The organism is Streptomyces sp. NEAU-sy36 (assembly GCF_013423905.1).
Classification (GTDB): Bacteria; Actinomycetota; Actinomycetes; order Streptomycetales; family Streptomycetaceae; genus Streptomyces; species Streptomyces misionensis.
Map to the genome: position 1 here is coordinate 7,154,356 of NZ_CP058977.1, position 19,138 is coordinate 7,173,493.

The window sequence follows — 19,138 nt, forward strand, 5'->3', positions numbered from 1 at the left end:
CTCCAGGACGGGGTAGGCCCAGGTCAGCGGGGTGGGGTGCGGTACGTCACTCCACCACGTGCCGTCCCTCGGGCCGGGCGCTGCACGAGGCGCGGAAGGCGCAGTGGGCGCAGTGCTGGCCGGCGCTGGGCGAGAACCGCTCGTCCAGGACCTTCCCGGCGGCGGTGGCCAGCAGCTCGCCGACCCACTCCCCCGCGAGCGGTTCCTGGCTCTGCACCTTGGGCAGCGTCTCGCCGCCGTCGCGCTGGGCGGCGCCCTGGCGCAGGTGGACCAGTTCGGCGCCGCCGGGCTCGGGGCGGGCGCCGTCGAAGGCGGTGTCGGCGGCGCCCTCGCGGACGGCGAGCTGGTAGACGGCGAGCTGGGGGTGGCGGGCCACCTCGCGCGCGGTGGGGGCCTGTTTGCCGGTCTTGAAGTCGACCACGTAGGCGCGGCCCTCGGCGTCCGTCTCGACGCGGTCCATCTGGCCGCGGACGCGGACCTGGTAGTCGCCCGCCTCCAGGGTGACGTCGAAGTCCTGCTCGCTGGCGACGGGGGTGCGCCCCGCCCGGTCCAGGACGTGCCAGTTCAGGAAGCGTTCCAGCGCGGCGCGGGCGTTGTCCTTCTCCTGGCGGGACTTCCAGGGCGCGTCGAAGGCGAGCGCGTTCCACACCGAGTCCAGGCGTTCCATGAGGACGTCGAGGTCGGCGGGGGTGCGGCCGGAGGCGACCTCGTCGGCGAGGACGTGCACGACGTTGCCGAAGCCCTGGGCCGCGGTGGCGGGCGCGTCGGCCTTCACCTCGCGGCCCAGGAACCATTGCAGGGCACAGGTGTTGGCCAGCTGGTCGAGGGCGCTGCCGGAAAGCACCACGGGCTGGTCGCGGTGGCGCAGCGGCACCTTGCTCTCGGTCGGCTCGAACATGCCCCACCAGCGGTAGGGGTGCGCGGCCGGGACGAGGGGGCGGCCGTCCTCGTCGGTGAGCGCGGCGAGCCGGGCGAGGCGGCGGGCGGCGGCCTCGCGCAGCGCGGCGGAGGCACGCGGGTCGACGGTGGTGGCGCGCAGCTCGGCGACGAGCGCGGCCACGGACAGCGGTCGCCGGGGGCGGCCGGCGACGTCCCTGGGCTCGACGCCCAGCTCGGTCAGGAACCGGGAGGGCTGGTCGCCGTCCTCGGCGGGCGCCTTCACCGCGGTGACGACCAGGCGGTCGCGGGCGCGGGTGGCGGCGGCGTAGAACAGGCGGCGTTCCTCCGCGAGCAGCGCGCCCTGGGTGAGCGGCTCGGCCAGTCCGTCGCGGCCGATCCGGTCGGCCTCCAGCAGCGATCCGCGGCGCCTGAGGTCGGGCCACAGGCCCTCCTGCACACCCGCGACGACGACGAGCGGCCACTCCAGGCCCTTGGCTCGGTGCGCGGTCATCAGGCGTACGGCGTCCGGGCGTACCGCGCGGCGGGTGAGGGTGTCGGCGGCGATGTCCTCGGCCTCGATCTCGGCCAGGAAGTTCAGGGCGCCGCGGCCCCCGGTGCGCTCCTCGGCGCGGGCGGCGGTGGCGAACAGGGCGCAGACGGCGTCCAGGTCCCGGTCGGCGTTGCGGCCGGCCGCGCCGCCGCGCAGGGCGGCCCGCGCCAGGCGGCCGGGCCAGGGCGTGCCGGACCACAGGTCCCACAGCGCCTCCTCGGCCGTGCCGCCGTTCGCGAGGCGCTCGCGGGCCGTGCGCAGCAGCGCGCCGAGGCGCTGGGCGCCCCGGGCGTACGCCGGGTCGTGCACGGCCAGCCGCTCGGGCTCGGCGAGCGCCCTTGTGAGCAGCTCGTCCGAGGGCGGCGGCAACGGGTTCCCGCCGGCCCGCTCCTCCTCGCGCAGCGCCCGTCCCAGCCGGCGCAGATCGGCCGCGTCCATGCCGGCCAGGGGGGAGCCGAGCAGGGTGAGCGCGGTCTCGGTGTCCAGCCAGGGCGTCTCCCGGGGCGGCTCGGCGTGGTGCCGGGCGGGGGCGGGGTGCTCGTCCGCCGCCGCGCTCCGGTCCGGCGCGCGGGAGCCGTCCACGGCAGGACGCTCGCCCGGTGCCGGGCCCTCGTCGGCCGTCGGCCCCTCGGCGGCCACCGTGCCCGCGTCGCCCGCCGCGCCCGCACCGCTCGCCGCGCCCTTGTCGGGCGCCGCGCCCCCGTCCGGCTCCGAACCCCCGTCCGGCTCCGGGCGCGCCTGCGCCTCCGCCTGGGCCTGCGCCTCCGGCCGCTCCCCCGGCGCCCCGCCCTCCCGCTCCCGGGCCTCCGCGACCGCCACCGCCCGCAGGGCCGTGAGCAGCGGCGCCACCGCCGGTTCGTGGCGCAGGGGGAGGTCGTCGCCGTCGATGTCCAGGGGGACGCCGGCCGCGGTGAGGGCGCGGCGCAGGGTGGGCAGGGAGCGGGCGCCGGCGCGGACCAGGACGGCCATGTCGCGCCAGGGGACGCCGTCCTCAAGGTGGGCGCGGCGCAGGATGTCCGCGATGTTGTCCAGCTCGGTGCCCGGGGTCGGGTACGTGTAGACCTCGACCCGGCCGCCGTCGCGTACCGCGGCCGGCTCCCGGTGGGCGCGCACCTTGTCGGCGGGCAGCCGGGGCAGCGGCATGCGCCGGGTGATCAGCCGGGTGGCGGCCAGCAGCGCGCCGCCCGAGCGGCGGTTGGTGCGCAGCACCTGGACGGGGGCCGGGCGCCCGTCGGCGCGCGGGAAGGCCTCCGGGAAGTCGAGGATGCCGTTCACGTCGGCGCCCCGGAAGGTGTAGATCGACTGGTCGGGGTCGCCGAACGCGACCAGGGTGCGGCCGCCGCCGGCCAGGGCGCGCAGCAGCCGCACCTGGGCCGGGTCGGTGTCCTGGTACTCGTCGACGTACACGGCGTCGTACCGCGCGGCCAGGGCGGCGCCGACCTCGGGGCGGCCGGCCAGCAGCACCGCGCGGTGCACCAACTCGGCATAGTCGATCACGCCCTGGAGGTCCAGCACGTCCAGGTACTCGGCGAGGAAGGCGGCGGCGGCGCGCCAGTCGGGGCGGCCGATGCGGCGGGCGAACGCGTCCAGGGCGTCCGGGCCGAGGCCCAGCTCACGGCTGCGGGCGAGCACGGCACGGACCTCGTCGGCGAAACCGCGGGTGGTCAGGCAGGCGCGCAGTTCGTCCGGCCAGCGCACATGGGTCAGCCCGAGCCGCTCCAGCTCGGGCTGCCCGGCCAGCAGCTCGCGCACGGCGACGTCCTGCTCGGGGCCGGACAGCAGGCGCAGCGGCTCGGCGAACAGCTCGCCGTCCTGGTGGGCGCGGACCAGGGCGTAGCCGTACGAGTGAAAGGTGGTCGCCCGGGGCGCGCGGGCCGCGCCGATGCGCTGGGCCATGCGGTCGCGCAGGTCGAGGGCGGCCCGGCGGCTGAACGTCAGCACCAGGATGCGCTCGGGGTCGCCGCCCCGGGCGATCCGCGCGGCCACGGACTCGATCAGGGTGGTGGTCTTGCCGGTGCCGGGGCCCGCGAGGACGAGCAGGGGCCCGGCGCGGTGGTCAACCACGGCGCGCTGGGCGGCGTCCAGAACAGGGGAGGCCGGCCGCGGCGGCGGGGTGCGCACCAGTCGGTAGGCGCCACGGCTCCCCCGCCGCACCTCGGGGTGCGGCGGGCGTCCGGTGGTGGAAGAGGAGCTCACGTGGTCGGCCGGTCCTGGTGGTCGTACTGCTTGCTGGTGGTGCGGGCGGGCGGGCGCTCACGCGCGCGGGGCGGTGCCCTCCGGCTGGGGGACACACGAGCCGCCGGCGTGATGCCGCCGACTCTCGAACGTACGGCATGCCACGGGTGTCCCCGGTGTCACCCGGACGGGGCAGGGGTTGCCCCCGGGGCCCCCCGATGGCGGAAGCTGTCAGGTGTGACCCTCGTCGCCCGTACCGCCGTCCCACCGGGCCCGCCGCATGTCCAGCCGCGGCAGGTGGCCCTCGGCGCTCCTGCCCGCCTCCTTCAGCGGAGTGCCCTCGGCGCGGTAGTGCGCGAGCGCGCGCAGCTCGTGCCCGGGCAGCAGCACCCCGTCGGCGCGGACGATCCGCCACCACGGCACGGCGCCGCCGTAGAGGGCCATCACCCGGCCCACCTGGCGCGGGCCGCCCTCCTCCAGCCACTCGGCGACGTCGCCGTACGTCATGACCCGTCCCGGCGGGACCAGCTCGGCGACCTGGAGGACCCGCTCGGCGTACTCGGGGAGCTCCGCCGGGTGCGTGTCCAGGATGTCCTCACCGGGGCTCTGCTCGCTCATTCGCCCCATCCTGCCGCACCCCGCCGACATCGTGGCGCGGAGCGGACCGGACGCTCCTCTCGCCCCCGGGCGGCGCTTCCGGCAGACTGTGCGACCGCACATCCGCACCCTGACGCCCGCGTGTGTCGGTGGGGCATGCCACCATCGTGCGGGCGGTGACCGGTGATACGAGACCAAGAAGAGATCATGAAACAGCAGGGCGTGCACCCCGAGGGCGGGTCGGGCACCCCTGACGCCGGCGCACGCCCGCAGACCGGCCGTACGACGGGCAAGGACGACCAGGACGCGCGCCGGGAACCGCGGCAGGCGGCCCCGGAAAGCGCCGAGGCGGAACGCACCGAGGGGGCGCACATCCCGCAGAACCCGCCGGCAGACCGCGGGCCGGGAGGCGACGACGCCCCGCGCGCGGACCAGGAGCCGCAGGCCCGGGACCCGCACGGGGCCGAGGTCCCGAAGCCGGACCAGGACCCGCGGCCGGACCCGGAGCCGCACGCGGATCACCCGGACCCCGTGGAGGGCGACGAGCCGCTGCTCCCTGCCCGTGTGCACCGGCCCTCGGACCTGATGCGGCTCCTGGTGGGCCTGCTCGCCATCGTGGTGGTGCTCGCCGTCGCCGCGTTCGCGCACGGCACCACCTCCGGCCTCGAACAGGACATCAACAAGGGCACCGGACAGGCCCCCGACCTGCTGATCCGCTTCGCGGGGCTGGCCTCCAGCATCGCGATCCTGCTGGTCCCGGTCGCCTTCGCGATCGAACGGCTGATCAAACGGGACGGGCTGCGCATCGCCGACGGCGTCCTCGCCGCCGTCCTCGCGCACGGGGTGACGCTCGCCACCGACCTGTGGGTCGCGCGGGCCGCCCCGGGCTCGATCCAGGACGCCCTGACCCAGCCCTCGCCGGGCGACGTCCACGCCCTGACCGATCCGGTGCACGGCTATCTGGCACCCGTCATCGCCTATATGACGGCCGTCGGCATGTCCCGCAGACCCCGCTGGCGCGCGGTGCTGTGGATCGTGCTGCTGCTCGACGCGTTCTCCATGCTGGTCACCGGCTACACGACCGCCTTCTCCATCGTCCTGACGGTGCTCATCGGCTGGTCCGTCGCCTACGGCACCCTGTACGCGGTCGGCTCCCCCAACATCCGCCCCACCGGCCGGACCCTGCTGGCGGGCCTGCGGCACGTCGGTTTCCATCCGGTCGGCGCGGTCCGCGAGGAGGCCGTGGAGAGCGAGAACGGCGACCGCGGCCGGCGCTACTTCGTCACCCTGGAGGACGGCCCGCCGCTGGACGTCACGGTCGTGGACCGCGAGCAGCAGGCGCAGGGCTTCTTCTACCGGGCATGGCGCAATCTGACCCTGCGCGGCTTCGCCACCCGCTCCAGCCTCCAGTCGCTGCGCCAGGCGCTGGAGCAGGAGGCGCTGCTGGCGTACGCGGCGATCGCGGCGGGCGCCAACGCGCCGAAGCTGATCGCCACCTCGGAGCTGGGCCCGGACGCGGTGATGCTGGTCTACGAGCACACCGGCGGACGCACCCTGGACTCGCTGGCCGACGAGGAGATCACCGACGAGCTGCTGCGCAGCGCCTGGCGGCAGGTGCGCGCGCTGCAGTCGCGGCGCATCGCGCACCGCAGGCTGGCCGGCGACGCGATCCTGGTGGATCGTTCCGGTGAGGTGATCCTCACCGAGCTGCGCGGCGGCGAGATCGCGGCCGGCGAGCTGCTGCTGCGCATGGACGTGGCCCAGCTGCTGACCACGCTCGGCCTGCGGGTCGGCGCCGAACGGGCCGTGGCCTCGGCGGTCGGGGTGCTCGGTCCGGACGCGGTGGCCGACTGCCTGCCGATGCTCCAGCCGATCGCGCTCACCCGCTCCACCCGCGCCACGCTGCGCCGGCTGGGCCGCGAGCGCGCCGAGCGGGAGCGGGAGGCGGTCCTGGAGGCGTCCCGGCAGGCCAAGCTGGCCCGGCTCCAGGAGGCCGCCGACGCGAACGGCACCACCCTGGAAGAGGCCGACAGGCCGGACAAGAAGGCGGTGCGGGCGGAGCAGCGGGCCGAGCGGCGGGCGATCGACGAGGCCATAGAGGAGGCCCGCGAGGAGGACCTGCTCACCCAGATCCGGCACCAGGTGCTGCGGATCAGGCCCCAGGCCCCGGTGCAGCCGGCCCGGCTGGAGCGGGTGCGGCCGCGCACGCTGATCAGCTTCATCGCCGGTGCGATCGGCGCGTACTTCCTGCTGACGCAGCTCACCCACATCCAGTTCGGCACGCTGTTCGCCCAGGCGCAGTGGGGCTGGGTGGTCGCGGCCGTGCTGTTCTCGGCGCTGAGCTATGTGGCGGCGGCGATGTCGCTGCTGGGCTTCGTGCCGGAGCGGGTGCCGTTCCCGCGGACGGTGGCGGCCCAGGTCGCCGGGTCGTTCGTGAAGATCGTGGCACCGGCGGCGGTCGGTGGTGTGGCGCTGAACACGCGCTTCCTCCAGCGCGCGGGCGTGCGCCCGGGGCTGGCGGTGGCGAGCGTCGGCGCCTCGCAGCTGTTCGGGCTGGGCTGCCACATCCTGATGCTGCTGTCCTTCGGCTATCTGACCGGCACCGAGAAGACGCCGTCGCTGTCGCCGTCCCGCACCGTGATCGCGGGTCTGCTGACCGTCGCGGTGCTGGTGCTGGTGGTGACCTCGGTGCCGTTCCTGCGCAAGTTCGTGGTCACCCGGGTGCGGTCGCTGTTCGCCGGTGTGGTGCCGCGCATGCTCGATGTGCTCCAGCGGCCGCAGAAGCTGGTCACCGGCATCGGCGGCATGCTGCTGCTGACCGCCTGCTTCGTGATGTGCCTCGACGCGTCCGTGCGGGCCTTCGGCGACGGCTCGGCCTCGCTGAGCATCGCCAGCGTCGCGGTCGTCTTCCTCGCGGGCAACGCGCTCGGCTCCGCGGCGCCCACCCCGGGCGGCGTGGGCGCGGTCGAGGCCAGCCTCACCCTCGGTCTGATCGCCTTCGGCCTGCCCAAGGAGGTCGCGGCCCCCGCCGTGCTGCTGTTCCGGCTGCTGACCCTGTGGCTGCCGGTGCTGCCGGGCTGGCTGGCCTTCAACCAGCTGACCCGCAAGGGCGCCCTGTAGGGGGCCGGGTCCGCGGAGCACGGCCGGGGGCCCTTCGGGGAGCGTTCGGGCCGTTCGGGGCCCGGAGACGATCCTCCGGGGTGGTCCCTCCCGGGCCCCGTACCTCGTACGGACCGCGCCCCGCGCGGCGCGGCGCCCGGGCCCGCAGGATGGGCACATGGCCTCTGACTCCCGGCTGCGTGCCGTTGTTCCCCGCCGGCCGCGTACCACCACCACCGCCCTGACCTCGGCCGCCGTGCTGCTGGCCGCGCTGCTGACCGGATGCGGCGACGGCGACCTCCGCGCCACCGGCACGAGTGCCCGGTTCACGGCCCAGACGCTGGACTGGCGGGCGTGCCCGGCCCCGTCCGAGGCGGAGGGCGGCGGGAGCGCACCCTCTCCGCTGCCGAACGGCGCCACCTGGGAGTGCGCCACCATGAAGGCGCCGCTGGACTGGAGCAGGCCGCAGGGCCCGACCATCGGCATCGCCCTGATCCGGGCCAAGGCCAGCGGGCCGGCGAACCGGCGGATCGGCTCGCTGGTGTTCAACTTCGGCGGCCCCGGCGGCAGCGGCGTCACCGCGCTGCCCGCGTTCGCGCAGGACTACGCGACCCTGCGCACCCGCTACGACCTGGTCAGCTTCGATCCGCGCGGGGTCGGCCGCAGCGCGCCGGTGAAGTGTCTCGGCGATGCCCAGCTCGACACCTTCTTCCAGCAGGACGCGACGCCCGACGACAGCACCGAACGCGCCCAGCTGCTCGCGCGCACCCGGAAGTTCAACGCGGCCTGCGAGGCGAACTCCGGGAAGCTGCTGCCGAACGTGCGCACCACCGACGCGGCCCGGGACATGGATCTGATGCGGCGGCTCCTCGGCGATGCCAAGCTGCACTACTTCGGCATCTCCTACGGCACCGAACTGGGCGGCGTCTACGCCCACTTGTTCCCCCAGCACGTGGGCCGGGCGGTGTTCGACGGTGTGGTCGACCCCACCCAGAACCCCGAGCAGAGCGCGCTCGGCCAGGCCAAGGGCTTCCAGCTGGCGCTGGACAACTTCGCCGAGGACTGCGTCGCCAAGCCCGAGGGCTGCCCGATCGGGGACACCCCGCGAGACGTCAAGGACCGCATCGCGCAACTCCTGCACGACCTCGACAAGAAGCCGATCCCGGGGATCTCCCCGCGCCGGCTCACCGAGACGGCCGCCACCAACGGCATCGCGCAGTCCCTGTACTCCAAGGACTTCTGGGAGTACCTCACCGAGGGTCTGGAGCAGGCGTACGACGGTGACGGCAGGGTTCTGATGGTGCTGTCCGACGCGATGAACGGCCGCAACCAGAACGGCGGTTACAGCAACATCACCGCGGCGAACGTGGCGATCAACTGCGCCGACCAGAAACCCCGGTACACCGTCGCCGACGTCCAGCGGGCGCTGCCCCGGTTCCGTGCCGCTTCCCCGCTGTTCGGCGACTTCCTCGCCTGGGGCATGGTCAGCTGCACCGACTGGGCCGTACCCGGCGCCGCCTACCACCCCGACGTCAGCGCCCCCGGCTCGGCCCCCATCCTCGTCGTCGGCAACACCGGCGACCCGGCCACCCCTTACGCGGGCGCGCGCAGGATGGCGCAGGCGCTCGGCAAGGGCGTCGCGGTGGAGCTGACGTACAAGGGCCAGGGGCACGGGGCGTACGACAGCAAGAACAAGTGCGTCCAGAACACGGTGAACGCGTACCTGCTGGACGGGACGGTCCCCAGGAGCGGCGGGGTCTGCACCTGACGCCGCGCTCCCGGGAACGGCGGAAGCCCGCGGCTCCCGACCGAGGTCGGGTGCCGCGGGCTTCCGGAGAGCGCGGGTCGGTCAGTAGACCGGCTTGTCGGGCTCGATCTGGTTGACCCAGCCGATGACGCCGCCGCCGACGTGGACCGCGTCGGAGAAGCCCGCGGACTTCAGGACCGCGAGGACTTCCGCACTGCGGACACCCGTCTTGCAGTGCAAGACGATCTTCTTGTCCTGGGGCAGCGACTCCAGCGCGGTGCCCATGAGGAACTCGTTCTTCGGGATCAGCTTGGCGCCCGGGATGGAGACGATCTCGTACTCGTTGGGCTCGCGGACGTCGATGATCTCGATGTTCTCGCCGTCGTCGATCCACTCCTTGAGCTGCTTGGGAGTGATCGTGGAGTCCACCGCCGCCGCCTGCGCCTCCTCGGAGACGACACCGCAGAAGGCCTCGTAGTCGATGAGCTCGGTGACGGTCGGGTTCTCGCCGCAGACCGCGCAGTTGGGGTCCTTGCGGACCTTGACCTGCCGGTACTGCATCTCCAGGGCGTCGTAGATCATCAGCCGGCCGACCAGCGGGTCGCCGATGCCGGCGATCAGCTTGATGGCCTCGTTGACCTGGATGGAGCCGATGGACGCGCACAGCACGCCGAGCACGCCGCCCTCGGCGCAGGAGGGGACCATGCCCGGCGGCGGGGGCTCCGGGTAGAGGCAGCGGTAGCAGGGGCCGTGCTCGGACCAGAACACGGACGCCTGGCCGTCGAAGCGGTAGATCGAACCCCAGATGTACGGCTTGTTCAGCAGCACACAGGCGTCGTTGACCAGATAGCGGGTGGCGAAGTTGTCCGTGCCGTCCACGATCAGGTCGTACTGGCTGAAGATGTCCATCACGTTCTCGGCCTCAAGCCGCTCCTCGTGAAGGATCACGTCCACGTACGGGTTGATGCCCTTGACGGTGTCACGCGCAGACTCGGCCTTGGAACGGCCGATGTCGGACTGGCTGTGGATGATCTGGCGCTGCAGGTTCGACTCGTCGACCTCGTCGAACTCCACGATGCCGAGCGTGCCCACGCCCGCCGCGGCCAGGTACATCAGCGCGGGCGAGCCCAGCCCGCCGGCGCCCACGCAGAGCACCTTGGCGTTCTTCAGCCGCTTCTGCCCGTCCATGCCCACATCGGGGATGATCAGGTGGCGGGAGTACCTGCGGACCTCGTCTACGGTGAGCTCGGAAGCCGGCTCGACCAGGGGTGGCAGCGACACGGGGACTCCGTTGGTCGGTCAATCACTACGTTTGTTCTCCCGTCAACACTGCCACGCCCTTCTTCATTCCGAGACACCCGTTTCGAGGCGCGAGACGATTTCGTCCCAGTAGCCGGGCATGGCCTCCCAGGGGTCGCCCTGGCCCCGGCCGCCGGTCCGGTCCGTGAAGTAGATCGTCGCCGCGCCCTGCCAGCGGGCGATGCGCAGCGCCTCCTCCAGGTGACCGCGGGGCACTCCGTGCACGAAGTGGCAGAACCGGTCGGGCGGGTAGTCCGCCGTCCACTCCGCGACCTGGGACCAGCGGTAGTCGGCCCAGGGTCCCGCGAAGGTCACCAGTTGGTCGGCGCACTCCGCGTAGCCGGGGTGCGGATGGGTGCCGTGACCGAGGACGAGGTGGGCGGGGCCGGCGTCCGTCCGCAGGCCGGCGAGCAGCCGGCGGACGACGGGGAGTTCGGCCGCGCCGCCGGGACAGCGGTCCAGCAGGAAGCCGTCCACCTGGTACCAGTCGAGGTAGCGCAGGGCGTCGTGGCGCAGTTCGGCGTGGGCGCGGGCGCCCTGGGCGGCATCGAGGCGGCCGAGGACGCGGACGCCCGCCTGGTGCAGCCGGCCCGCGGCTTCCAGGCAGTGCGGGTCGGGCCGGGCGCCCGGGCCCGCGCAGACGTCGAGCGCCACCCAGTCCAGCGGGGTGCCGGGGCGGGCCAGCTCGGCCCACTGGGCGGGGGCGACCAGGGGGTGGGCGTAACCGGGGACACCGAGGGCGGTGCGCACCGCGGTGCTGGTCAGATGCGGCATGCCGCCTCCATCCAGATGTCCGCCAGGGATTCCTCCAGGTTGATCCGGGGCCGCCAGCCGAGCCGGTCGCGCGCGGTGCGCACGTCGGCCTGCTGCCAGCTGCCGCAGCCGTCCGGGTACGGGAACGCCGCCGGGGAGGTGTGCTCGGCCTCGGCCCGCGGGTGGCCGAGGGCGCCGCGCAACGGGCCGGGCGGGCCGTCGAGTTCGTGCAGGGCGCCGCCGTAGCCGGCCACGCGGGCGAGGATCCCGGCGGCGTCCCGCAGCCGTACCGCCCGGCCGGAACCGATGTTGATCACGCCCTGCGCGGCGGAGAGCGAGGCGGCGTGCACGGCGCGCGCGACGTCGCGCACGTCCACGAAGTCGCGCTGGATGCCGAGGCCGGCGAGCTTCAGCTCCCCGTCGCCGGACTGCATGGCGCGGCGCATCGCCTCGGCGAGCCGGCCCAGCGGGGAGCCGGCCGGGGTGCCGGGGCCCGCGGGCGAGAAGACCCGCAGCACGACGGCGTCCAGGCCCGAGCCGAGGACCAGTTCGGTGGCGGCGAGCTTGCTGACGCCGTACGGGCCGCCGGGGCGCGGTACGGCGTCCTCGGCGGTGGAGGAGCCGGGCTGGCTGGGCCCGTACTCGGCCCCGCAGCCGATCTGCACCAGCCGCGCCCCGCAGCCGCTGCGGCGCAGGGCCTCGCAGACGGTGGCCGCGGCGACGGTGTTGTGCCGGGTCAGCTCCCGCGCCCCGCCGCGGGTGGCGCCCGCGCAGTTGATCACGACGCCCGGGTGGACCGCGTCCAGGAACCGGGTCAGCGCCCCGGGGCTGCCGGTCGCGAGGTCGAACCGTACGTCCGCGTCGTCCCCCCGCCCGAGCGCGGTGAGCTGTACGGCGGGGTCGGCGAGCAGGCGCTCGGCGACGAACCGGCCGAGGTATCCGTTGGCACCCATCAGCAGGACCCTCATCGGGCGGCTCCCGGGGCGCCGGCAGGTTCGGTGGGTTCGGGGACTTTCCGGTGGGCGGTGAGCATGTCGGGTTCTCCTTCAACGGGTGGTGCCGGTGGCTTGTGGGGGACGCTCACTCGGGGGCTCCGACGGGTGCGTGGGCCGAGGCCCGGGTGAGCGTGCGGCCGACGTGGAGCAGCAGGGTCAGCGCCGCGATGCCGCAGGCGAGGACCGGTACGGCGGCCTCGCCCCAGGCGTCCACGAGGATCCGGACGGGTGTCGCCAGGAAGCCGCAGTGGGGCAGCCGGCCGGCCAGGGGCAGCGCCAGGGCCGCCGCCTGCGTGACCGCCGCGGCGCCCTGCGCGAGGGCGGGGGCGCGCCGGTGGCGGTGCACGGTGAGCAGGCGCGCGAGCAGGAGCAGGGCGCCGAGGGTGAGCGCCTGCGGACGGGCCGCGGGTTCGCCGAGGACCGGTCCGCACAGCGCGAGCAGTGCGGCGAGCGCACCGAGGAACAGGGTGAACGTGCCGAAGAGCAGGGGGCGTGCCGCCGCCGTGAAGTCCTTGAGGCCCCGGCTGCCGGCCAGTCTCCGGCGGGCGCCCGCGGCGAGGAGGTGCGCGCACCAGGCCGCCGGGGCGACGGCCAGGGCGAGGGCGAGCGGGGGCAGGAGTGCCGTGGGCCAGTCGCCGTCCGGGGTGCCGTCGGGCAGGGTGTCGGGGCCCCCGGTCAGGACGTTGTGCAGCAGTCCGTCGCCGAACAGCGCGTAGCCGAGCAGCCAGAGGGTCCAGGCGCGGGGGCCGGGCGGACCGGCGAGCGGCCCGGTGCGCAGTGCGGCGCGGACGGCGAGGGCCACGGCGAGGAGACCGGCGACGGCCACCAGGAGGCGGGGGTGGCCGTGGGTGAGGCGCAGCCCGGCGACGGTGGCCGCGCCGGCGGCGCCGGGCAGCAGGGCGGTCAGGGCCCAGCGGGCGCGGATGCGGGGCACGGGAAGCGGGGGCGCGGGCTCCGGGCGGACCTCGCCGGTGCGCGGCACGCGTGCGTACAGCTCCTCGGCCAGCGAGAACACGTCCCGGTGCCGGAACCGCGCGGCGGTCCGGTCGGTGATCCCCTCGGCCTCCAGCCCGGCCGCGATCTCCAGCGGGTCCACGGCCCGCTCGCACAGCTCCCGGTGCCGGTGCAGCAGTGCTTTGACGGGGTCGACGACGCCGGCCCCGGGGGCCGGTGCGCGCCCGCCGCCGGGCGCGCGGACCGCGGACTCGGGCCGGCCCGCCCGCGCGCCCGTGCCGGGGGCGCCCGGTTGGCGCGGGGCGGGCGGGTGTGGGACGGGCGTGTGTGGGACGGGCGTGCGTGCGGCGGGTGCGTGCGGGGCGCCGCCGGGCAGTGCACCCGGCGGCTCCTCGTCGGCCCCGGAACCGCGCCCCCCCGTCTGTGCCGACCGGGTCCACAGCGGCCCGGCGTCCACCGCTCCGGCGGACGGCCCCGCCGAGACCGGCTCGCCGGCCGTCCCGGAGGAACGTGTGGCCGCTCCCGGCGGGCCGCTCGCGGCCGGTGCCGTGAAGGCCCCCGCCGCGGTGCCCCACGGCTCCGCTCCCCTGGGCGCGCCCGGCATGTCGGTCATCGGGTGGCCTCCGGGGCGGCCCAGGCGGGGACGTGGGTCCTGGACCAGTGGGCGGGGACGTGGGACTCGGCGGGGGCGGCGAAGGGGAGGGGCGCGCCGGTCGTGTCCAGGACGTCCCGGCGGACCGGGCAGTGCGAGACGATCTCCAGGTAGATGCCGTGGAACGCGGCGATGTTCTGCTCGACCGTGAACAGTTCGAGCGCCCGGGCGCGCGCGGCGGCGCCGAGGCGCGCGCGGCGCTCGGGGTCGCGCAGCAGCGCCACGCAGGCATCGGCGAGCGCCCGCGGATTGCGCGGGGGTACGACGAGTCCCGTGCCGCCGATCACCTCCACCACGGCGCCGACGTCCGTCGAGACGGTGGCCCGGCCGCAGAACATGGCCTCGATGAGCCCGGTGGGGAAGCCCTCCGCCACGCTGGACAGCACGACGACCGCACCGGCCGCGTACGCGTCGGCCGGCGTGGGGGCCTCGGGGCCGCCGATCTCCTCGAAGGAGACGGGGTTGGAGCCCACGGCGTGGGCGCCGTCCGCCTCGTCCGGGAAGAGCTGGGCCGCCAGTGCCCGGCACTGGCTCAGATAGGCGGCGCCGTCGGGGCCGTTCGGCGCGCCGACGACACGCAGCCGGGCCCGCGGCTCCTCCTTGCGGACCTCGGCGAAGGCGTGCAGTAGCGAGATCAGGTCCTTGGCGGGTTCGACGCGCCCGACCCAGAGCAGGGTGCCCGGGGCCGCGCGGTCCGGGGCCTCGCCGACGTCGGCGAAGCGGGCGGCCTCCATGCCGGGGTGGACGGTGCGGATTCTGGCCCGGTCGGCGCCGCACCGCTGCTGCCAGCGGCGGGCGTGCGCGTTGCCGACGGTGAGGAGTTCGGCGCGGCGGTAGATCTCCGTGGCCAGCCGGCCGTGGAAGGCGGCGAGCAGGGTGCGGACGGCGGGCGCGGCGGCGTCGGGGCCGAGGGCCAGGTAGTGGGAGCGCAGCCGGACGCCGTACTCGGTGACCAGCAGGGGGACGCCGGAGAAGTGCCGGGCGAGCAGCCCGGGGAGGGCGGCCGGCCCGCCGGAGGTGGCGTGGCAGAGGTCGGCGGCGCCGAGGGCGTCGTCGCCGTACCAGTCGAGGGAGAGGGGGCGCAGGGCGCGTTCGAGGTGCGCGGTGACGGTGAGCAGATCGGCCACGCGCGCCGAGCGCGCCGAGCGCGGCGCGCCGGAGGCGCGGCAGGCGCGCTCCAGGGTGCGTACGGCGGTGTCGGAGCGCAGGGCGGCGCCGAGTCCCCCGTGTTCGCGGGCGAGGCCGGCGAGGCCGTAGAGCGCGGTGGCGAAACGGTCCGCCACCGCGTCACCGGCGGCGTCCGGCGCGGCGCACAGCGCGCCGGCCAGTTCGCCGTAGTGTTCGGCGAAGCTCCGGCGCGCACGCCGTCCGTACCCGGCCGCCCCGGCGTCGTCCCCCGCCGTCCACAGCGGTGCCGTACGGACCCGGGTCACCTGGGGCGGCAGCGGGAGCAGTCCCTGTTCCTCCTGGCGCCTGCTGCGGCTGAGCGCGTAGAGGTCGAACTCGTGCCGGTCCAGCCCGCGCACCAGCCGGTCGCACCAGAGGTCGGCGTCACCGCCCACATACGGATAACCACCCTCCGTAAGCAGTCCTGTGCGCACGTGTGCACCCCCGATCTTCCTCCTGGTCGGCCGCCGTCGGCCCGGCGGCTCGCAGCGGGACGAACGTAAGCGGACAAGCGGGTGGCGCGACGGACGGTTGTCCATCGCGCCACCAGAAGGGGTGAACGGCCGTAACTTTCCCGCGCGGAGGGCGTTTCGTCGCGCTAGGCGCGCACGCGGGCACGGAACGTCAAGTCCGCGCCGGTGCGTGCCGTCAGGCCGCCGCCGGTGCGCCGCGCGCGGCCCGGCGCCGGGCCGCCGACTCCGGGTCCAGGGAGGGCACCGCGGCCAGCAGCTGCCGGGTGTACTCCTCGCGCGGGCTGTCGTACACCTCGTCGGCCGGGCCGTACTCCACCACCCGGCCCCGGCGCATCACCACGAGCCGGTCGCTGACCTGGCGGACGACGGCGAGGTCGTGCGCGACGAAGACCAGCGCGAGGCCGAGTTCCCGCTGCAACTCGCCGAGCAGCGCGACCACTTGGGCCTGGGTGGTGACGTCGAGCGCGGAGACGGGCTCGTCGCAGACGATGACGCGCGGGTCGGCGGCGAGCGCGCGGGCGATGCCGATGCGCTGGCGCTGACCACCGCTGAACTCGTGCGGATAGCGGTCGTGGTGCCCCGCTTCGAGCCCCACGCGCTCCAGCAGTTCCGTCACCCGCCCCCGGATCCGCTCCTCGTCCTTCTCGCCCCGCGCGCGCAGCGGGTCGGCGATGGACTCGCCCACGCTGCGGCGGGGGTTGAGGGAGGAGACCGGGTCCTGGAAGACCATCTGGACGGCCGGGTTCACCCCGGTGTGCGCGGCCCCCGCGTACCGGATCGTGCCCGCGGTCGGCGCCAGCAGCCCGACCAGCATCCGGCCGAGGGTGGTCTTGCCGCTGCCGCTCTCGCCGACGACGCCGACGGTCTCGCCGCGCCGCACGGTGAGCGAGACGCCGTCCACGGCGGCGAACGCCCGCCTGCCGCGCCCGAACTCGCGCCGCAGCCCGGTGGCCTCCAGCACCACCTCGTCGGTGGCGGCCGAACCGGTGCGGCGCGCGTCCACGCGCGGCACGGCGTCGAGGAGTTCACGGGTGTACGCCTCGCGGGGCGCCGCCAGGACCGAGCCGACCGGACCGTGCTCGACGGCCCTGCCGTGCCGCATGACCAGCACCTCGTCCACGCTCTCCGCGGCCACGCCCACGTCGTGGGTCACCAGCAGCAGGCCCATGCCGGTCTCCGCGCGCAGGGTGTGCAGCAGATCGAGGATCTGGGCCTGGACGGTGACGTCGAGCGCGGTGGTCGGCTCGTCGGCGATCAGCAGCTCGGGGGCGCAGGCGAGCGCCATCGCGATCAGGGCGCGCTGGCGCATGCCGCCGCTGAACTCGTGCGGGCGGGAGCGGGCCCGGCGGGCGGCATCCGGGATCCCGACCCGGTCCAGGACCTCCACGGCCCGCGCGCGGGCGGCACGGCGCGAGGCCCGTGTGTGCACCCGGTACACCTCGGCGATCTGGTCGCCGATGGCGTAGTAGGGGTCGAGGGAGGACAGCGGGTCCTGGAAGACCATGGCGGCCCTGGCGCCGCGCAACCGCCGCAGTTCCCGCTCGCCGGCCGCCTGGACGTCGGTGCCGGCGACCCGTACGGTGCCGCCGACCCGGGCGCCGGTGCCGTGGTGCAGGCCCAGCAGGGCGCCCGCGACGGTGGACTTGCCGGAGCCGGACTCGCCGACCAGGGCGAGCGCGCCGCCCTCGGCGAGGCTGAAGGAGAGTCCGTCCACGGCCCGCAGGGAGCCGAACTCGACGGTCAGGTCCCTGACGTCCACCAGGCTCATGCGAGCACCACCCGTCGGTCGGCCACCGCGTACAGCACGTCCGCGACGGCGTTGGCGAGCACCACGGAGAACGAGATGACGAGGACCATGCCGACGACCACCGGCAGGTCCACCACCTCGACCGCGTGCACGAGTTCCTGGCCGATGCCGGGCAGCCCGAACAGGGCCTCGGTGAGGACGGCGCCGCCGACGGCGGAGCCGACGTTGTTGGCGTTGAGCGCGATGACCGGGGCGAGCGCCCCGCGCAGCGCGTGCCGTCCGACGATGGCCCGCTCCCCCACGCCGTACGCCCGGAAGGTGCGCACATGGTCCTCGGCGAGGGTCTCCAGCATGGCGCTGCGGGTCAGCCGGGCGAAGGTCGCCGCCTCGACCAGGGCCAGCGACAGCCAGGGCAGCAGCAGGTTCCAGGCCCACTGTTCGGGGTCGTCGGTGAAGTTCACGTACTGCGGGAAGGGCAGCAGCCCGAGTTCGCCGCAGACGACGATCATCAGCACCAGGCCGATGACGAACACCGGGGTGGCCATGCCCGCGAGGGTGATCGCGGTCAGTGTCCGCTCGGAGGCCCGGCCCCGCCGCCAGGCGGACAGCACCCCGGTGCCGACGCCGAGCAGGAGCCAGAGCACCATGGCGCCGGCGACCAGGGAGAGGCTGACGGGCAGCTTGCCCAGGATGATGTCCAGGACCTGCTGCCCGGTCTGGTACGACTCCCCGAGGCAGGGCGCCGCGCAGTGCTCCACGGAGGTGCCGGTGGAGAAGTCCTGGCCGACGAACAGGCCCTGGAGGAAGTGCCAGTAGCGCACGGTGAGGGGGTCGTCCAGCCGCAGCCGCTCGGCGACCTGGTGCACCTGTTCCGGCGAGCAGCGCGGGCCGCAGGTGATCTGGGCGACGTTGCCGGGGGTGGCGTAGAAGACGACGTAGACGATCACCGAGACGGCGAGCAGGGTGATCACCGTGGCCACGGCCCGGCGCAGCAGGAATCCGCCGAAGCCGCTCATGCGGTCGCCTCCTTCTTCGCGTCCGCGGCGGCCGCGCGGGCGGGGTCCGCGGGGCGCTTGCGGCCGGTGCCGACGCGCAGCCGGGAGGCGGCGCGCGGGTCGAGGGCGGTGCGCACGCCGTCGCCGAGCACGGTGAGGGCGAGGACGGTGACGAACAGGGCGCCGGCCGGCAGCAGCAGGTACTGGGGCGCGGCCTGGTACCAGACGTCGGCGGCGGTGAGCATCTGTCCCCAGGAGGGCGTGGGCGGCTTCACGCCGACGCCGAGGAAGGACAGCGCGGACTCGACCGAGATGTTCATGGGTACCAGGAGCGCCGCGTAGGTGATGACGGGCGCGGCGAGCCCGGGCAGCAGTTCGCGGCGGGCGATGTGCCGGGTCTTCCAGCCGCTGAGCCGGGCCGCGGAGACGTAGTCGAGCCCCTTCGCGGACAGGGTCTGGGCGCGCACGATCTTCGCGACGCCGCCCCAGGCGACCAGGCCGATGACGAGGGTGACCAGGACGGGCCGCGGGAAGCTCGGCGGCACGATCGCCAGCAGTGCCAACGACATGATCATCAGTGGCATGGCGACGATGACGTCGGTGATCCGGCTCAACACTTGATCAACCCATTGATTGCCGAGCGCGGCGCTCACGCCGACGACGACCCCGATGGCGACCTGGATCACCGTGGCGGCCAGGGCCACCCCGAGCGAGATCCGGGCGCCGTAGACCAGGCGCGCGAACAGGTCGCGGCCGGTCTGGGGTTCGACGCCCAGCCAGTGGTCGGCGCCGATGCCGCCGAAGGAGCCGACGGGCACGCCGCCGCGCGCGGAGTCGATCAGCGACGGGTGGTAGGTGGTGGGGTCCTGGCCCTCGACCGCGGTGAGCAGCGGCGCGGCGAGCGCGATCAGGACGAGCAGCGCGACGACCGCCGCGGCGACCAGGGCGGCACGCTGCGCCCGCAGCCGCCGCCAGAACAGACGGGCCCCCGAGGCCGCCGGGACGGTGCTGTCCGCCCCGGCGGCCTCGACGGCGACAAGTGCCTCGCTCACGGCG

General features: G+C 75.1%; 12 protein-coding genes. 2 read left to right on the forward strand and 10 right to left on the reverse strand.

What is annotated here, in order from left to right:
- Window positions 1–46: 46 nt before the first annotated feature.
- Window positions 47–3,625, reverse strand: a complete 3,579-nt coding sequence (locus tag HZZ00_RS31210) for an ATP-dependent DNA helicase (protein ID WP_180329524.1) — start codon at window positions 3,623–3,625, stop codon at window positions 47–49.
- A 210-nt stretch (window positions 3,626–3,835) separates the two neighbouring features.
- The gene (locus tag HZZ00_RS31215; protein ID WP_070026872.1) at window positions 3,836–4,222 is read right to left on the reverse strand and encodes an MGMT family protein; all 387 of its coding nucleotides are present in this window, start codon (window positions 4,220–4,222) and stop codon (window positions 3,836–3,838) included.
- Window positions 4,223–4,408: 186 nt separating this feature from the next.
- On the opposite strand from HZZ00_RS31215, the gene HZZ00_RS31220 reads away from it, so the two are divergent.
- Both HZZ00_RS31220 and HZZ00_RS31225 read left to right on the forward strand, forming a co-directional pair.
- Window positions 4,409–7,321 carry a lysylphosphatidylglycerol synthetase family protein gene (locus HZZ00_RS31220; RefSeq protein ID WP_180329525.1) on the forward strand — a complete coding sequence of 971 codons (2,913 nt, stop codon included), beginning with the start codon at window positions 4,409–4,411 and terminating at the stop codon, window positions 7,319–7,321.
- Between the two features lie 157 nt (window positions 7,322–7,478).
- Entirely contained in the window at window positions 7,479–9,068 is a 1,590-nt protein-coding gene (locus tag HZZ00_RS31225) for an alpha/beta hydrolase (protein WP_180329526.1), read from the forward strand.
- A gap of 81 nt (window positions 9,069–9,149) precedes the next feature.
- Here HZZ00_RS31225 and moeZ read toward each other — a convergent pair whose 3' ends face one another.
- The 8 genes from moeZ to HZZ00_RS31265 all read right to left on the reverse strand — a co-directional run bounded on the left by moeZ (window position 9,150) and on the right by HZZ00_RS31265 (window position 19,134).
- Window positions 9,150–10,328, reverse strand: a complete 1,179-nt coding sequence (gene moeZ, locus HZZ00_RS31230) for an adenylyltransferase/sulfurtransferase MoeZ (RefSeq protein ID WP_180329527.1) — start codon at window positions 10,326–10,328, stop codon at window positions 9,150–9,152.
- Window positions 10,329–10,391: 63 nt separating this feature from the next.
- Window positions 10,392–11,120, reverse strand: coding sequence for a spherulation-specific family 4 protein (locus HZZ00_RS31235; RefSeq protein ID WP_180329528.1), 729 nt, complete (start codon window positions 11,118–11,120; stop codon window positions 10,392–10,394).
- On the reverse strand, window positions 11,108–12,067 hold the full coding sequence (locus tag HZZ00_RS31240) for an NAD(P)-dependent oxidoreductase (RefSeq protein WP_070026882.1): 960 nt from the start codon (window positions 12,065–12,067) through the stop codon (window positions 11,108–11,110). Before HZZ00_RS31240 ends, HZZ00_RS31235 begins: the two co-directional genes overlap by 13 nt.
- Window positions 12,068–12,179: 112 nt before the next feature.
- Entirely contained in the window at window positions 12,180–13,661 is a 1,482-nt protein-coding gene (locus HZZ00_RS31245) for a hypothetical protein (protein ID WP_257585474.1), read from the reverse strand.
- The gene (locus HZZ00_RS31250; protein ID WP_257585475.1) at window positions 13,658–15,301 is read right to left on the reverse strand and encodes a DUF3492 domain-containing protein; all 1,644 of its coding nucleotides are present in this window, start codon (window positions 15,299–15,301) and stop codon (window positions 13,658–13,660) included. Before HZZ00_RS31250 ends, HZZ00_RS31245 begins: the two co-directional genes overlap by 4 nt.
- 214 nt (window positions 15,302–15,515) lie before the next feature.
- Complete coding sequence (locus HZZ00_RS31255; protein ID WP_180329530.1) at window positions 15,516–17,108, reverse strand: ABC transporter ATP-binding protein; 1,593 nt, start codon at window positions 17,106–17,108, stop codon at window positions 15,516–15,518.
- Window positions 17,105–18,103: an ABC transporter permease gene (locus HZZ00_RS31260; protein ID WP_180329531.1), complete on the reverse strand. Its 999-nt coding sequence runs from the start codon at window positions 18,101–18,103 to the stop codon at window positions 17,105–17,107. The genes HZZ00_RS31255 and HZZ00_RS31260 overlap by 4 nt, the downstream gene beginning before the upstream one ends.
- Window positions 18,100–19,134 (reverse strand): ABC transporter permease, encoded by a 1,035-nt coding sequence (locus HZZ00_RS31265; protein WP_180329532.1) that lies wholly within the window; start codon window positions 19,132–19,134, stop codon window positions 18,100–18,102. Before HZZ00_RS31265 ends, HZZ00_RS31260 begins: the two co-directional genes overlap by 4 nt.
- Between the last annotated feature and the right edge of the window lie 4 nt (window positions 19,135–19,138).

Coding starts and splice junctions, on each gene's coding strand:
- HZZ00_RS31220 (WP_180329525.1), top strand. CDS start 4,409: ATGAAACAGCAGGGCGTGCACCCCGAGGGCGGGTCGGGCACCCCTGAC.
- HZZ00_RS31240 (WP_070026882.1), bottom strand. CDS start 12,067: ATGAGGGTCCTGCTGATGGGTGCCAACGGATACCTCGGCCGGTTCGTC.
- HZZ00_RS31235 (WP_180329528.1), bottom strand. CDS start 11,120: ATGCCGCATCTGACCAGCACCGCGGTGCGCACCGCCCTCGGTGTCCCC.
- HZZ00_RS31215 (WP_070026872.1), bottom strand. CDS start 4,222: ATGAGCGAGCAGAGCCCCGGTGAGGACATCCTGGACACGCACCCGGCG.
- HZZ00_RS31255 (WP_180329530.1), bottom strand. CDS start 17,108: ATGAGCCTGGTGGACGTCAGGGACCTGACCGTCGAGTTCGGCTCCCTG.
- HZZ00_RS31245 (WP_257585474.1), bottom strand. CDS start 13,661: ATGACCGACATGCCGGGCGCGCCCAGGGGAGCGGAGCCGTGGGGCACC.
- HZZ00_RS31225 (WP_180329526.1), top strand. CDS start 7,479: ATGGCCTCTGACTCCCGGCTGCGTGCCGTTGTTCCCCGCCGGCCGCGT.
- HZZ00_RS31260 (WP_180329531.1), bottom strand. CDS start 18,103: ATGAGCGGCTTCGGCGGATTCCTGCTGCGCCGGGCCGTGGCCACGGTG.